At 36.3% G+C, this 16,588-nt stretch carries 12 protein-coding genes and 1 riboswitch; of the genes, 4 read left to right on the top strand and 8 right to left on the bottom strand.

The features are described from left to right. Positions 1-112 precede the first annotated feature (112 nt). Positions 113-1,228: a M20 peptidase aminoacylase family protein gene (locus EKQ63_RS03610; protein ID WP_087994627.1), complete on the bottom strand. Its 1,116-nt coding sequence runs from the start codon at positions 1,226-1,228 to the stop codon at positions 113-115. Between the two features lie 290 nt (positions 1,229-1,518). On the opposite strand from EKQ63_RS03610, the gene nhaC reads away from it, so the two are divergent. After that, the gene (gene nhaC, locus EKQ63_RS03605) at positions 1,519-2,940 is read left to right on the top strand and encodes a Na+/H+ antiporter NhaC (RefSeq protein ID WP_000711544.1); all 1,422 of its coding nucleotides are present in this window, start codon (positions 1,519-1,521) and stop codon (positions 2,938-2,940) included. On the opposite strand, the gene EKQ63_RS03600 is transcribed toward nhaC, so the two are convergent. Continuing rightward, positions 2,929-4,200: a transcriptional regulator gene (locus EKQ63_RS03600; protein ID WP_087951982.1), complete on the bottom strand. Its 1,272-nt coding sequence runs from the start codon at positions 4,198-4,200 to the stop codon at positions 2,929-2,931. The two genes, nhaC and EKQ63_RS03600, sit on opposite strands and share 12 nt — an antisense overlap. A gap of 92 nt (positions 4,201-4,292) precedes the next feature. Between EKQ63_RS03600 and EKQ63_RS03595 the strand changes: the two genes are divergently transcribed. Together EKQ63_RS03595 and EKQ63_RS03590 are read left to right on the top strand one after the other, a co-directional pair. Beyond that, positions 4,293-5,402: a mandelate racemase/muconate lactonizing enzyme family protein gene (locus EKQ63_RS03595; protein ID WP_087951981.1), complete on the top strand. Its 1,110-nt coding sequence runs from the start codon at positions 4,293-4,295 to the stop codon at positions 5,400-5,402. Positions 5,403-5,416: 14 nt separating this feature from the next. Continuing rightward, positions 5,417-6,112: a GNAT family protein gene (locus EKQ63_RS03590; protein ID WP_087951980.1), complete on the top strand. Its 696-nt coding sequence runs from the start codon at positions 5,417-5,419 to the stop codon at positions 6,110-6,112. Positions 6,113-6,174: 62 nt separating this feature from the next. Here the strand turns inward: EKQ63_RS03590 and EKQ63_RS03585 are convergent, their stop codons facing one another. Both EKQ63_RS03585 and EKQ63_RS03580 read right to left on the bottom strand, forming a co-directional pair. Further along, positions 6,175-6,882 carry a M48 family metallopeptidase gene (locus tag EKQ63_RS03585; RefSeq protein WP_087951979.1) on the bottom strand — a complete coding sequence of 236 codons (708 nt, stop codon included), beginning with the start codon at positions 6,880-6,882 and terminating at the stop codon, positions 6,175-6,177. A 94-nt stretch (positions 6,883-6,976) separates the two neighbouring features. Beyond that, a complete protein-coding gene (locus tag EKQ63_RS03580) occupies positions 6,977-7,495 on the bottom strand; it encodes a YehS family protein (protein WP_087951978.1) in 519 nt (172 codons plus the stop codon). Between the two features lie 359 nt (positions 7,496-7,854). Here EKQ63_RS03580 and EKQ63_RS03575 point away from each other — a divergent pair, with 359 nt between their 5' ends. Next, positions 7,855-8,484 carry a hypothetical protein gene (locus EKQ63_RS03575; protein ID WP_143880729.1) on the top strand — a complete coding sequence of 210 codons (630 nt, stop codon included), beginning with the start codon at positions 7,855-7,857 and terminating at the stop codon, positions 8,482-8,484. A gap of 54 nt (positions 8,485-8,538) precedes the next feature. Here EKQ63_RS03575 and EKQ63_RS03570 read toward each other — a convergent pair whose 3' ends face one another. The 4 genes from EKQ63_RS03570 to rlmD form a co-directional block, all read right to left on the bottom strand. Continuing rightward, positions 8,539-10,179 (bottom strand): thiamine pyrophosphate-binding protein, encoded by a 1,641-nt coding sequence (locus EKQ63_RS03570; protein ID WP_143880728.1) that lies wholly within the window; start codon positions 10,177-10,179, stop codon positions 8,539-8,541. A 24-nt stretch (positions 10,180-10,203) separates the two neighbouring features. Beyond that, on the bottom strand, positions 10,204-12,993 hold the full coding sequence (locus EKQ63_RS03565) for an EAL domain-containing protein (RefSeq protein ID WP_087994631.1): 2,790 nt from the start codon (positions 12,991-12,993) through the stop codon (positions 10,204-10,206). A gap of 672 nt (positions 12,994-13,665) precedes the next feature. Then, on the bottom strand, positions 13,666-14,655 hold the full coding sequence (locus tag EKQ63_RS03560; protein ID WP_087951974.1) for a tRNA dihydrouridine synthase: 990 nt from the start codon (positions 14,653-14,655) through the stop codon (positions 13,666-13,668). Positions 14,656-14,816: 161 nt separating this feature from the next. Continuing rightward, positions 14,817-16,193: a 23S rRNA (uracil(1939)-C(5))-methyltransferase RlmD gene (gene rlmD / locus EKQ63_RS03555; RefSeq protein ID WP_087951973.1), complete on the bottom strand. Its 1,377-nt coding sequence runs from the start codon at positions 16,191-16,193 to the stop codon at positions 14,817-14,819. A gap of 121 nt (positions 16,194-16,314) precedes the next feature. Further along, positions 16,315-16,416: riboswitch (purine riboswitch) on the top strand. Positions 16,417-16,588 lie beyond the last annotated feature (172 nt).

The raw sequence follows: 16,588 nt of genomic DNA, 5'->3' as shown, positions 1-16,588 counted from the left end.
TTCATCAAGTCAATAGGTACGTGAAATTATATGAACGATTTTATCAATATATCGACGTTTCGACAAAGGATATCGACCTAACGACAAATTTCTACAAAAAAACAGGAGCTCCCTAGCCCCTGTCTTCTAACACTTTCAATACAGTTTGTTTTAATATTTCTACCCCATCCATAATACAACTATGATCGAACTTCATATACGGATGGTGTAATCCAGGTTGTAGGTCTGCTCCTAATCCAAGCATGACAGCTTTTAAATGTGGTCTCTTCACTGTGTAGTAATGGAAATCATCGCTTCCTGTCGTATAAAGTGGCCCCGTACATTTATCTTCCCCATACACTTCAAGAATACCTTTACGCATAAATCGCTCAGCTTCTTCTGAAACTTCAGCTCCTGGCGCGAGATCAATCCACTCATATGAAGTTTTCGATCCCATCGATGCAGCTGATTCTATGACATGCTCTATTTTTTTCTTCAATTCTTCTAATAATGTATTACTCTCCGCTCTGACATCTAAGCTAAAATGCCCGTTACCCGGAATAATATTTAAATTATCACCACCAGCTTGGCACCTCGTCATCTTTACTGAATAGGAACTTTGCGGTGGTAGCCATATGTTTTTCAAACCGATATTAATCATGGAAATAACATCAATTGCATTTATCCCTTGATGTGGGCGTGCTCCATGTGCATCTTCTCCGTGAATCGTACCTTCTAAAAAACCTGCTGCTCCGTGACGAATTGATGGGGCAGCCTGTTTCAAAGATAGTTCTTCAATCGGGCGTAAATGAACACCGAATAGGAAATCCGCATCATCCACAGCACCTTTCTCTACCATTTTTAAAGCACCATTCCCTTTCTCTTCTGCTGGCTGAAAAATAAATCTAACTGTACCACTTTTCCATCTCATATTCTTTAATTGTAAAATAAGTCCCATTACAATCGTCATATGAGCATCGTGACCACACGAATGATTCGCTTTAAATTCTCCATTCACTTCTTGCCAAAGTGCATCCATATCAGCGCGAATCGCAATAACAGGGTTTCCGCTTCCAATTTCAGCAATCACGCCTGGACAATCATTAAATATTTTATATGAAATTCCTTCTTCTTTTAAAAAGTTAGTAATATACGCTGTCGTTTCATACTCTTTCCAACTCACTTCAGGATTTTCATGTAAATGCTGAAAAATTTCAGTTAAACGCTCTTGTAGTTCTAATGTTTTCAAAGCTACATTCTCCTTCCCAAATTCCAAAACCATTTAGGTTAATTATACTTATGAAAAACAGATGTTTTTATGAACATATTGAATTTTAAGAAAAAAGTCAATTGTTTATTTTTAAACACTAAAAAAGCTTACTCTACATCTATATTACAAACTAAACAAACAACTAGAATATTACTTATTTTCTGTCTTTTGCGTTGACGCTTACATATATTTTTAGTTATCATAACCTAATAAACGTCTATTTTACGACAATTCTAAAAATACAAACAAACATAACAAGGAGGACATTTATGAAAAAAGAAATACCTTTTGGTGTAGCCATGATCCCTATCATCATTACAGTTGCAGTTATGATGGTTACAATTGTTGTATTAAAACAAAGCCCTCACGTCCCACTTATTATCGGTACAACCGTTGCTTCTATCGTCGCTTGGCGTTACGGTTACAAATGGAACGACATTGAAGAAGCAATGTATAAAGGAATTCGCCTCGCATTACCCGCTATCGTTATCATTATCCTAGTAGGTTTAACGATCGGCGCTTGGATTGGTGGTGGAATCGTCGCAACAATGATTTATTACGGTTTAAATCTATTAACTCCATCACTATTTTTAGTTTCAATTACAATTATTTGTTCTATTGTTGCATTAGCTATTGGTAGCTCTTGGTCTACAATGGGCACAATTGGTGTTGCAGGAATGGGCATTGGCCTTAGTATGGGAATCCCAGCTCCAATGGTTGCCGGTGCTATCATTTCCGGTTCTTATTTCGGCGATAAAATGTCACCGCTTTCAGACACAACAAACTTAGCCGCAGGATTAACAAATACAGATTTATTCACACATATTCGTCATATGTTATTTACTACAATTCCAGGTTTAATTATTACTCTTATCGTTTATGCGTTCTTAGGAAGAAGCTTCGGCGCTAACAATATTGATGCCAAAAGTATCGAGCAAACGTTACAAGTATTGCAGCAAAACTTTGTTATCTCGCCTTTCCTACTAATCATACCTGTAGTCGTTATGGTATTGGTCGCTAAAAAAGTTCCTGCTATACCAGCTATTCTCGTAGGTATTATTTTAGGATTTTTATCACAAGTCTTTATTCAAGGTGGTTCTGTCTCATCAGCTGTTGCTGCACTCCAAAGTGGATTCGTCATAGACACTGGCAACAAGCTAGTAGACGAGCTATTTAATCGTGGTGGTTTAAGTTCTATGATGAATACCGTCTCTATGACCATTGTCGCTATGACTTTCGGAGGAGTATTAGAACATACAGGTATTCTTCGCTCCATTGTAAATCAAATTTTAAAATTAGCGACATCAGCAAAAGGACTTATCGCTTCAACTATCGCATCTTGCTTTGCAACAAACCTTACTTGCTCTGAACAATATATTTCGATTGTTGTTCCTTCAAGAATGTACGCGAATGCATACACAGAAAAAGGACTACATTCTAAAAATTTATCCAGAGCATTAGAAGATGGCGGAACATTAACTTCTGTTTTTGTACCTTGGAATACATGCGGTGTATTTATACTCGCAACACTCGGCGTAGGTGCTTTCGAATATGCTCCTTATGCTATATTGAATTTCATCGTACCTATTATCTCGATTATTTACGGTATAACTGGTCTCACAATTACGAAACTATCTGACATTGAAAAAGCGGAACTACTAAAAAAACAAAAAGCTCAATTAGAAGCTTAAAGATAACGGTAAATTCAGTTCGTATATTGCGCGAGGACGCCCTTGTTGATAAGGCATTTCCTCGCCGCAAATATGAACATACCCATAATCAACTAGTTTCTTTAATAACCTTTCAGTTGATCGCCGAGTCACTTGTAAGTATTCAGAAAGATCTGCTGCTGTAAACTTCAATGACGGATGTGATTGACTAAATTGAATAATTTTTGATAAGTTTGCTGGGCTAAGTTTCGTTTCCTTCGCTATTTTCATTAGTTCCGGGTTATCGTTCTTCAAACTTTGTACTCTCTGTTCTTTCGGGAACGGACCAAATAGTTCTTTATCACTTGTTAGTATATAAAAACAGTGATCTATTGGATTATTCTTCGCGAAACCTTGGGCGATTTTAGCATTTTGCTCCGCTTCTTTCACAGTTTTTCCATAACCAAATCCAATAGCTATCGTTCCCTCTATACTCGCAAATAAATTATTTATCATATTTGTTTTTATAATGGATTCAATATCACCACGAGTTGTATACAAAATGAACGTCATTTCATCAATTGTTTTAAATGAACCACGTAGTTCTTTTGAAATGACATCTAATTGCTCAAGCAAAACATCTCGTAATTCTAAAGAAGAAATAATACAAGCACCAACAGTAGCTGAATGGCTTCTTGCTAACTCAGCTTTTATTTTTGCATCTTTTAACCCAAGTATAATAGATTGCTTCGGGTCTATCATACGCTCTGAAGGAATACCTATTTTTTGAAGTTCATCATAGACAGCGTGAATACTTGTTAAAGCTAAATGAGCTTCTCCAGATTGATATTTAGCTACATGAAAATCAATAACCTTATTTATTTCATCTTTACTCCACAGCATATTTTTATAATCAAACACTTGTGGCTTTTCTTTTATGCCGATATCATGGAACACATTTGTAATGAAGGAACGGTCTACTAAATCAATTGAGATTTGATGTGGTTGAATACCTTGGTGATACATGACAGAAAGAATGGAAGATGCGATGGTTGTCTCGTCTTGCTGTAAGTACGTACTCGGAATTCGTAATTGTTCTCTTATTTCTTTTGCCATATAATAAGGTAAAGCACCTGAGAAAAAGATGAAATCACAAGGCTTTAAACGCTTTAATAGTTCAGAAGATTCTGCCGGATGAAGATAAATATATGGATCAATCTCTATTTCTTCTAGTTTATGAGCAACAGGTAAAAGTGTCTCCATAAACTCTTTTGAACCGACAACTGCAATTTTTATCATCATTTCTCTAACTCCTTATCATTAATTAACGACTATTTAACGTCAACTATATCAAATGTACAAAACTATTGTAAACAGAAAGGGGTCTCTACCTAATGAAAATTACAGCTATTCATCTTTATGCAATTCGTTTACCGCTTCGCAATCCGTTTGTTATTAGTTATGGCTCTTATTCCGATATGCCTTCTATTATCGTCAAAATGGAAACAGATGAAGGCATTATCGGTTACGGTGAAGGCGTTGCTGATGATCACGTTACAGGCGAATCATGGGAAAGTACTTTCCATACTTTAAAATATACACTTGCTCCTGCTCTTATCGGGCAAAATCCAATGAATATCGAGAAAATGCACGATATGATGGACAATACAATTTACGGTGTTCCTACTGCAAAAGCTGCAATAGATATTGCTTGTTTTGATATAATGGGCAAAAAACTAAATCAACCTATATATCAATTAATTGGCGGGCGCTACCATGAAGAATTTCCTGTCACTCACGTCTTAAGTATCGCAGATCCAGAAGAAATGGCTGAAGAAGCTTTCTCTATGATTCAGAAAGGTTACCAATCTTTCAAAATGAAAGTCGGTACAAATGTAAAAGAAGATGTAAAAAGAATTGAAGCGGTACGTGAACGTGTAGGAAATGATATTGCGATTCGCGTTGATGTAAACCAAGGCTGGAAAAATAGCGCGAACACATTAACAGCACTACGTTCATTAGGACATTTAAACATTGACTGGATTGAACAACCTGTTATCGCGGACGATATTGATGCCATGGCTCATATACGTTCTAAAACAGACCTCCCGCTTATGATTGATGAAGGACTAAAAAGTTCTCGTGAAATGCGCCAAATTATTAAATTAGAAGCTGCTGATAAAGTGAATATAAAACTAATGAAATGCGGCGGCATATATCCAGCTGTAAAGCTCGCTCATCAAGCTGAAATGGCCGGCATTGAATGCCAAGTGGGGTCAATGGTCGAATCATCTGTTGCCTCTTCCGCAGGATTCCATGTCGCTTTCTCAAAAAAAATCATTACGAGCGTCGAGTTAACAGGACCATTAAAATTCACAAAAGACATCGGAAACTTACATTACGATGTGCCATTCATTCGCTTAAACGAAAAGCCCGGACTCGGCATTGAAATAAACGAAGATACACTACAAGAACTAACTGTATTTCAAGACGTTTTACGCTAAAGGAGGACTAACGCATGACAGTTCTATACAAAGGATCATTAAAACAAAATAACGATCCATTTCATGTTACATTACTATCCAAAGAGCACATCGAACAAATTTTATTACTACAGAACGTTGTAGTTGAAGCACTAGAAGATAAAAGCCGTTTACAACCACTTTCACAAGAAGAATTTCAATACATTCTAGAAGGAAATGGCATGATGATCGGTGCTTTTATCGAAAACGAACTCATCGCATTTCGTGCCCTACTCGTCCCTCCTATCGACGATGAACATTTAGGACTTGATATCGGCTTACCAGAAAGTGAACTGCACCGCGTCATCTATCAAGAAATCTCAAACGTTCATCCGAACTGCCGAGGAAATGGGGTGCAAAAAATATTAGCAAAAGTCATTATGGAAGAATTGCAAAAAGAAGATAGCAAATATGATTATGTATGCTGCACCGTTGCTCCTTTTAACATTCCGAGTTTGAAAGATAAATTTGCGCAAGGGATGGAGATTGCTGTGCTGAAGGAAAAGTATGGTGGGAGTCTGCGGTATGTTTTTGTGAAGGAATTGCGCAGTGATAAAGAAAGAGATTGGACAGATGTTAAGCATATTCTGATGAGTGATGCTGGGAAACAACAGGCATTGCTTTCGGAGGGGTATCGTGGGTATGAGATGGAAAAAACAGAAGATACTTTTATTGTAAAGTTCGGAAGATAATTCATATGCAAAAAGAACCCTAATGTATTAGGGTTCTACTTGATTTTATTCCAAATTAATAATTAAACCGTCATCTTCCAACTAGATAATGCTAACCAGTTCTCCATTTCCTTATAATCAGGCATGATTTTCCCGACAAGACGCCAAAAAGAGCGATCATGATTTAAATGAACCATATGACACATTTCATGAATGACTACATAATCAATTACCCGCTGTGGTGCCATTGCTAGCTTCCAGTTGAATGTTAGTTGTAAATTCGAATCGCAAGTACCCCAAGTACGACTACTATCTGTAATACGAATAGAACGTGGTTTTGTTTTGAAATTACTTTGATGCGCTTTAATGCTCTTCTCTACTAAAGTTTTACACTGCTTATAATAAAATCGTTTTAAAGCTTGTTGTATTTTCTCATCCTTAAGCTCTTTCACATAAATATGTAACTTATCCTCTTCAAAAATTGCATTGTCTTGCTCAATGCTTGCATCTTGGGAAATCTGTATCGGATACGTATTCCCTAAATACAAAAAGCCTTCTCCTTGATCGTAATCCTTTTCCTGTGGTCCACGCGCTCGCTCCGCCATTTCCTTACGAGTTGTCTGAATCCAATCCCACTTTTCCTCTAGCAACTGGACTAGGTATTCAACAGGTGTCCCTTTCGGAGCCTGTACTTCCACATTTCCGTACGAATCTACAAAAAGACGCACTGACTTTTTCTTCTTATAAGTTATATGAAAGTTAATTGTCTCACCTAAATATGTATGTACCATTTCATCACCTAACGTATTATTTTACAAATAAAAAAGAGTAGGATACAAACGTCCTACTCTACCTATTATATCATTTACTGCTTTAACGAACTCATTATCCTCTATACTTTACAGCTAATCCTTTAATGAAGTTCCTTGCGTATCTATCGCCGCACTCTTTGTAATTTTTATGGCCTTTTTTTCTTAACAGAGCGCCTAACTCTCCTTTTGTTACCGTAACGCCCACGCTATCTAATATATCAAGTACATCCTCACTCGTTAAAGATAGTGCAATTTTCATTTTCTTTAAAAGAAGATTATTGGCACTCTCTTTGCTTTGTACAGGTGCAGGCTGCCCTGGTTTCGGATCTTGTTTTCCTCTTTTTAAAGTAATAAATCCATTTAAAAATGCCTCTAACATCATCATATCGCATGTTAATACGTACTCATCTTCAGCTACCTCATCATTTTCAGCTTCATGCTGAGGAGCTCTCTTTATTTTGGTAAGCATATCAACTACGTCTTCTTTCGTTACTTCCATCCCGCCAAGTTTAAAGATTTCTACCATATCTATGTCTTTTATATCTAAAGCGTATCGTACTCTTTTTAATATATCGTTGTTGCTCATTGCCATTGGGTTTCCTCCTGAAATGTTGATTATAGTAATGCTTTTAGCATGTATAAATGAATGTCGTCAAGTTACTACTTTAACATTTTAGAGGGAGGTTTTGTAGTCTTAGGTGGATTAATGCTTGTGGGATTAAATCTACGAAGAGATTTGAATACTTTTTGAGTCACCCTTACCTATATTATTTTTTTATAACAATACACAGGTATTAATTAGTATAATAGAATAACAGCGTTTTAAGGGCTTTCAGTTAAGTGGAGAATATCCAGTCTATATTTTTAGCGGAAGGGCAAGAATTTTTTCAACTCTTTCTATGTTATTGATAAAAAAACATACTTTACTTTTATGATTGGAGTTTTTGGTAAATGTTAGAAAAAGGTGTAGACCGAGTGAACAAAGTAGAATTAATGGACAAACATCTTGATTCTCACCAAGGAAAAATAACCAGTACCGATATTTGTAACATTGTAATGTCCATTTTCAAATTTGATTTAACAACTAAGCCTGTCCTATCAAAAGAATGGATAATGGCAAGAGCAGGTTCCTCAACTAAGAATATTGCTATAATGGCCATAGATTCTACTCTCACCCATTACGGAAGAAAGGCCACAGGAATAGAAATCCGCCAACTTATCAATCAAATTTTTGGTATTAACCTAGATGCAATATCCTCTTTAGAAGGGGCAAGAATTTCTTTATTTTCTAAAGATCAGTGGGTTATTAGGGATGAACAAGACTTATTTGTTGTTCATACTGGATTAGGGGATGTCGATGTAAAGGTTTTTCTTACTGACTATTTCACTGAACAAACTGGATTAGAAGAATTGCCGAAGGACCTAAAGCAATCATTAACAAACTTTGGATTCTCTTGCGATGAAAGGGCGGGATGTTACAATTACTCAAATCCATCTGGAGAAGCAATTCCAGACGAATTTAAAGGGCAGATCATCGGAACAATTCTTAAGGTAATTCACGATTCATATCAATCTTTATAAAAAAATCATATAGGAAATCCCTATATGATTTTTTTATTAGTGAATAAAACAACCTTATTTTCCAAAAGACGATAAAAATTTAACTCTATCTCCCATAGGAGGAGTATTATTATCAACTAAGGCAACCTCTAGAATTGCTGGCCCATTTGAATTCATTAAGCCGTTTATAACATCTTGATTGATATCTTCTAATTCATTGACTCTATAACTTGGTATATTCATAGCTGCGGCCATTGCACTAATATTGATTGATTCCTGTTCAAAGGATGGATGAGTTCTACGGAATTGTAATGAATGACCGTGATATACCATTCCTAAACGGGCATTATTCATCACAACAAATAAAATAGGTAAATTATATTCCTTCGCCGTCAATATTTCCAATCCGTGCATGAAAAAGCAACCATCACCCGTAATACATACAACCGGACGCTCTGGTTCAGCCAGTTTTGAGCCAATCGCAGACCCAATCCCGCTTCCCATTGCACCAAAATGTACATTAATATTATAGGTGTCAATATCTACTACCTTCATGTGGTTGATAACATACGCCATAAATTCACCAATATCAATCGTATACCTAGTATTTGACGGTAAACATTTTTGAAGATTCAGAAGAACATTTTTCGTATTATATTCCTCCGTATTTTCTTCCTCTTTCTTCTTTTCAACGATAAGCGCAGTACTTTCCTTTTGTAACCCTAAAGCTTTTAATTCTTCTATTAACAATAATAAACTTAAATTTATATCGCCTCGTACTGGAATATCCACTTTGTACTTCCGATTAAAGACAGATTGGTCAAAATCCATTTGAACAGAGAAACGATCTTTTATCAAATTTCCATTATAATTATTTGTCGCCGTTTCGCCTAAGCTGGAGCCCACAATCAATAATGCTTTTCCATCCCCTTCATTAATCAATGCGGAAGCAGCCTCATGACCAGCAAATCCAAACACTCCGACTAAAAGCGGATGGTCCTCAGGGATATATCCCTTTGCTTGTGGAGTTGTTATAATCGGCCAATTCAGTAGTTCTGCTAGCTCTATTAATGACTCAACAGAGTTTCTTATTCCCTGTCCTGCAAAGATATAACCCTTATCCCTTTTTACCAATTCTCTAGCTGTTTCTTTTATTGTGCCTAGATCAGGAACAATAGGAAGTCTTTTAGGAAGTGGCGGTATTTCAACACTTTCTATATTTTCATGTTGAATATCAATCGGTATCGCAACATGTACAGGTCCTGGTACTCCGGATATAGCAATTTCAATTGCCATTGCGACTTCTTTAAGTACGTCCTTTACATCATTAACTGTAACGCTATATTTTGTAACAGGTCTGAAGACTGGTTCTACATCTAATTCTTGTGATGCATTTAAGCCTACCGTATTCATAGGTACAGCACCTGTAATGAATAAAACAGGTAAATGCTCTCGCATAGCATTAGCAGCACCTGTTACAAGATTTGTAGCACCTGGTCCGCTACAACCAATACACACACTTAGCTGATTTGTATATTTAGCATAAGCGGCAGCCATGTAGGATGCTGCTCCTTCATGCTTTGCTACGATTGGTGTTAATTCAGGCATATCGTATAGCTCATCAAAAAATGCATTTACAGAACCGGCTGGGATACCAAATATATGTTTAACTTCATTAGCTATTAAATATTCTAATACATTTCGGGCTGCTCTCATTTGTATTCTCCATTCATTTTTAATTTATTTCTCTATTAAAAAAAGTTTTTCGATGTCTTCAGCTATCGTAGGACGGCTGAAAAAATACCCTTGCATTAAATAACAATTTCGTGCAGATAAAAATTCGACCTGTTCCTTTGTCTCAACACCTTCAGCAATAACATCAAGGTTCAAATTCTTAGCCAGCGTAATAATAGTATTCGTAATAGCTGCATCATCTTTTGTCATGTCCTGTACAAAGGATTTATCAATTTTTAACGTTGAAATAGGCAATTTTTTTAAATAACCTAAAGATGAATAACCAGTCCCGAAATCATCAATAGCGAGGTTGATTCCTAGACCTTTTAATTTCTTCATTGTTTTTAAAGTTGATTCCGTATTTTTAACAATTAAATTTTCAGTGAGTTCTAGTTGTATATACCTCGGGGATAGATTTACTTCCTCTAAAACATTTTTGACCATGGCAAATAAATCACTTTGTTCAAATTGACGTGCAGATAAATTCACAGACATACTAATTAATGGGAAACCTTGATCGTGCCATTTCTTTAATTGCCTGCAGGCTTCTTTTAGAACCCATTCACCGATCGGGACTATTAATCCAGTTTCTTCAGCTATTGGGATAAATTTATCAGGCGGTATCATCCCATGTTCTCGATGGTTCCACCTAATTAAAGCCTCTACCCCCTCAATCTTATTCGTCTTACCATTTATTTGCGGTTGGTAATAAATCACAAGTTCTTCCTGCTCCAATGCCTTATACAAATCATTTTCTAGCTTGATGCTTTCAAAAGTTCTAGTATCCATTCCTTCACTGAAGAAATGATAGCTACTTCCTGATATTTCTTTCGATTTGTACATAGCCGTGTCTGCATTTTTAACTAAGATCTCAGTCGTATCACCGTTATCAGGAAATATACTAATACCAATACTCGTTTTCATATAGATTTCATTATCTACTAACTGAAATGGTCTTGAAAAAGAATCAATGACACAATTTACTACCTTTAACACTTCTTTTTCACTTTTGATATTCGGTAAATAGATAGTAAATTCATCCCCGCCCTGTCTCGAGACCGTAGCACTTTTAGGAACACAAGCACTTAAACGATTTGCAACTTCTCGCAACAGCAGATCACCGAAGCTATGCCCGAGCGTATCATTCACAAATTTAAACCTGTCTAAATCCAAATACAGAACTGCTAATTTTTCAGCATGTAATTGAGCATATGTCAGCCCTTGAGTTAGCCTGTCCTTTAGTAGAACTCTATTAGGTAAATCTGTTAAACTATCAAAATAAGCATGATATTTTATTTCTTCCTCCATTTGTTTCCTTTGGGTTATATCCTTAAAGGTAACGACTTCTCCGACAATTTCATTCCCTTCTTTTATAGAGGAAATGACATACTCCACCGGAAAACAGGATTGATCTTTTCTAAAAAACTGCTCAGTTTTATCGTAAAGATTCCAATTCCCATCGCAACCTGAGGCCACCTGCTTTTTCTTTCCTGCTTCAATTCCGTTAAAAACCATACTGGACGGTTTTCCTATTAATTCATTTTTTATATCATAACCTAACATGGAGGCACCAGCTGGGTTACAAAAGGTAATATTCCCATCAAGGTCTAAACCGAAAATTCCTTCTCCAGCAGAATTGAGAATCAATTCCTTCTCACGGCTAAGCTGCTGTAATTCAGTTATTACTCGTTCCAGTTCCTTATTTTTAACCGTAATTTCTGAGGTCCTCTCTTCGATAATAATCTCCTGTTTTTCCATATATAAAAGGTTTGATAGCGTGGAAGCAGTTGCATCAACAATAGATTGTGAAAGCTGTATTTGCGCTTCACAATAATTGAAATTACTATCTCCTAGGTTGACCACAGATATTTGCCCTAATACCTCTCCCATTGAAACCAATGGCAACATAAAGAGTCCCCTCATACCAAAATTACGGCAAACATCATGATTTGGGCGCGGATCTGCATAAACATCCGGAATCCAGATTGGCTTTTTTGTTTCAATGACCTCTTGCGTGACTCTATCATTACTTTTATCAAATTTTATCTTATCATGTGTCTTAATCCAATCTTCTTCTTTCCATTCTGAATCCTTACTTAACTTCACCGGTCTAATTATCTTCTTAGCTAAAGGATCCAGTAAATGAATCCCGATATTATAATTGTCTAAAACTTTTCCTAAATAGGAAAAACAAGTATCAAGACTTTCCTGCATAGAAGAACACATAGATAAATCCCGTGTCACATCTAGCAAGAGCTGTTTTTCAGCAATAAGGTTTACCTTATGAGTTAAATTATTCGCATTTTGAATAGCAACGGCCGCCATATTCACATATGCTTCAACAGTTTGAATTTCTGACTCTGTTAAATTCATTGGAATTCCATAATCAAATAAAAAAACTAAACCAAATAATTCTTCTTCAAAAGAGATAGGAAGGACGAATAAAGATTTAATTCGAAACCCTTCCACTGCTCTCGGATCTGGCCGGCTATCCTTTGATGTATCAGGTATATAGATGGCTTTTTTTGTTTCAATTACTTCTTTCGCCAGCAGGTCAATGTCTGTATCAATGACATGCATATCCAACGTCCATCCATTAATAACTTCCGGTTTTCCTACATACCCTCTAAAAGTCCCATCTTCCTGCGGCAAATAAATACCCACAGAATCGCATTGAACGATTTCTTCAGAAATTGCTATTGTGACTTGCTCTAAAACTTCACGCAAATCCAGCTTTGTATTAATCATTTTAGTTATATTCGCAAGTCGAGAATACCTCGTTTGTTCCTTCAACATAAAAACGAACTCCATTTCATTGAAATTATCCATTTATATTCAAATTTTAATCCTTATTTAAAACCAATAAATACTATCATTTTACTATGTATTTATTACTAATTCGACAAAATATTTCATATTTCTCACTATTATAATGGTTTTTATAGATTTAATATAGGAATTATTTGCATAATCATTTAATATTTTTATTACTAAATTGCAAGATAAATACGTTGTTATTACTAAAGGTCATAAAAGATTTTTCAGTCCCAAGAATTTATTTACTTATGATACAACTCAGCTAATTTAAAATAAAAAAGCAGATGGGAATCCCTACTCATCTGAGTTAAGATTCCCATCTGTCTATTTAAACTATCTCTACATACCAGCTACAAACTCCATATATACAGCATATAAGCGAGAACATATTGGTGTTGTTTAGTTCAATACATTTATAAAGTGAAACTTTAATCAGTGGGGGTTTTCTTCATCCCCCACTGATTATCAGCCCTCACCAATCGAGCTTTTATGGGCAGCCCGATCCCCACCTAACTTCTTTGCTTTCGCTGAAATTTGAGGTGGGGGTCTTACTGCCCATTAAAGCGGGATAAAATTGTCTTCTTTCTATTACGCTCTACAAAAGAACGCAAAACTAAATAAATAGAATCCATTTCCCTCTACTTCGGGGAGTTACACCGTTTCACTACCTTCTACCACATTAACACTCGCCTCAAACTTATCAAGCAATGCACGTACTTCATCCGTTGATTTTGTGCTCATCAATTGATTTCTTAGTTCAGCAGCTCCTGGGAAGCCTTTTACATAAATTTTGAAGAAGCGATGTAGTCCTGTGATGGAGCGTGGTAATACTTCTGCATATTGATCTTGTAAATCAAGTTGTAGTCTTAAAAGATCTAGATGTTCTTTACTGCTATGCTCTCTTGGTTCTTTTTCAAAAGCAAATGGATTTTTAAAAATTCCTCGTCCGATCATTACGCCATCAATGCCATATTTTTCAGCAAGTTCCAACCCAGTTTTACGGTCAGGAATGTCTCCATTGATTGTTAGAAGTGTATTTGGTGCAATACGATCACGTAATTTTTTAATTTCCGGAATTAGCTCCCAGTGCGCATCTACTTGGCTCATTTCTTCTCTTGTACGTAAGTGAATAGAAAGGTTTGCGATATCTTGTTTGAAAATATGCGTTAACCAATCTTCCCATTCGCTTAACTCTTTAAAGCCAAGGCGTGTTTTTACGCTGACAGGTAGTCCGCCTGCTTTTGCAGCTTGGATAAGTTCTGCCGCAACATCTGGACGTAGAATAAGGCCACTACCTTTTCCTCTTGATGCTACGTTCGGTACAGGACACCCCATATTAATATCAATACCTTTAAATCCTAACTCTGCCATACCAATACTCATTTGACGGAAATATTCAGGATTATCTCCCCAAATATGTGCTACCATCGGTTGTTCATCTTCTGTAAAAATTAAACGGCCACGTACACTTTTCATACCTTCTGGATGACAATAGCTATCTGAGTTTGTGAACTCTGTGAAGAATACGTCTGGGCGACCAGCTTCACTTACTACGTGACGGAAAACAACGTCTGTCACATCTTCCATTGGTGCAAGTACGAAAAATGGTCGTGGTAATTCACGCCAAAAATTATCTATCATTTCAAATTCAAATCCTCTCACTATGAATACAATTTCAAAATCTCAATTTATAATTTGTGAAAATCAGCAATATTTATTTTAACTAAAATCGCTTATGAATGGTATTTTTGTAAACCAAAAAGCAGGTGGTATAGATTTTTTCTATATCAACTGCTTTCCTATTATACTAACTTAAGCCAAGCCACACACTCCACATGAGTCGTATGCGGGAACATATCAACAGGTTGTACTTCCTGTGTTTTATATCCGCCTTCTTCTAGTACTTTTAAATCACGTGCTAATGTTGCTGGGTTACATGATACGTATACGACGCGGTTTGGCTTCATGTCGATGATTGTGTTTAGTAATGCTTCGTCACAACCTTTACGTGGTGGGTCTACGACCATTGTGTCAGCAATTACGCCTTCTTTGTACCATTTTGGAATGACTACTTCTGCTTCTCCTACGCCAAATTCAGCGTTTGTCATGTTGTTTAGTGCTGCATTTCGGTTTGCGTCTTCAATTGCTTCTGGGACGATTTCAACGCCGTAAACTTTTTTCGCTTTTTGCGCTAGGAATAAAGAGATTGATCCGATTCCGCAATAGGCATCAATTACTGTTTCGTTACCGTTTAATTTTGCGTATTCTAACGTTTTATCGTATAGCACTTTCGTTTGTTCTGGGTTTACTTGATAGAATGAACGTGCTGAAATCGCAAATTTAATGTCCCCGATAAAGTCATAAATATATTCTGATCCGTATAGTACTGTCGTTTTGTCTCCGAAAATTACGTTTGTACGCTTCGTATTTACGTTTTGAACGATTGATTTTACTTTTGGGAATTTCGCTGCAATTTCTTCAATGATTGCTTTTTTGTTCGGTAATTCTGCTGTACGTGTAATGAAGACCAGCATAATTTCTCCTGTTACTTGTCCGTAACGAGCCATTACGTGACGAAGTGTTCCTTTATTACGCTCTTCGTTGTATGCAGTGATACCGTGCTTTTCACAAATACGTTTTACTTCTTGAATTAATGTATCGTTTTCTTCTGCCTGAATTAAGCATGATTCCATATTAATGATGTCATGCGTTCCTTGGCGATAGAAACCAGCTACAAGCCCACCTTCACGTTCTCCGATTGGTACTTGTGCTTTATTGCGGTATACCCACGGGTTCTTCATGCCAAGTACAGGATGAACAGGAACATCATCTAGTCCTCCAATGCGCTGCATAACGTCACGTACTTGTTTTTCTTTCGCTTGTAATTGTCCTTCATAAGTTAAGTGCTGAAGCTGACAACCGCCGCACTGGTTATATACTGGGCACTCAGCATCTTTACGATATGGACTTTCTGTATGAAGCTTCATTAAACGACCAAATGCGAAGTTTTTCTTCACTTTAATAATTTTAATTTGCGCTTCTTCACCTGGTAATCCGTTTTTAACGAAAATAGGATATCCCTTTACTTTCGCAACACCGGCACCATCATGTGTTAAATCTTCAAATACTACATCTATAAACTCGTTTTTCTCAACTGGTGGCGTCATTTTAGTACTCATTTTCCGACCTCTCTTTTTCATAACACTGCGTTACATTTTATCATACTTATATGGTCTTTTTCTATTGGAAGAAAAAAAGCTATTGACGATAGTTCTCTGTTAATGTTACGCTACTACTAATTTAATACGGACGATGTTACCTCATATATACTTGATAATATGGATCGAGAGTTTCTACCCGGCAACCTTAAATTGCTGGACTATGGGGAAAACTAATGAATATTAGCCTATGTGCAAAAAAGGACTCATATTGATTAGCTTTCTCTCATAGATGAAAGTGAATCCATATGGGTCTTTTTTTATTTTTATTTTTCTAAAAGGTCAGACATCTTACGTATGACATAAAACCTCTTTGTTTTATTTTTAGTAATACAACGAGCGTTTTATGTACAAAC

Origin of the sequence: Bacillus sp. BD59S, from assembly GCF_007363175.1 — a bacterium.
In the GTDB taxonomy this organism is placed as follows: Bacteria; Bacillota; Bacilli; order Bacillales; family Bacillaceae_G; genus Bacillus_A; species Bacillus_A pacificus.
Note: the sequence above shows the minus strand (reverse complement) of the source record. Positions and strands in the feature narration are given on the sequence as shown.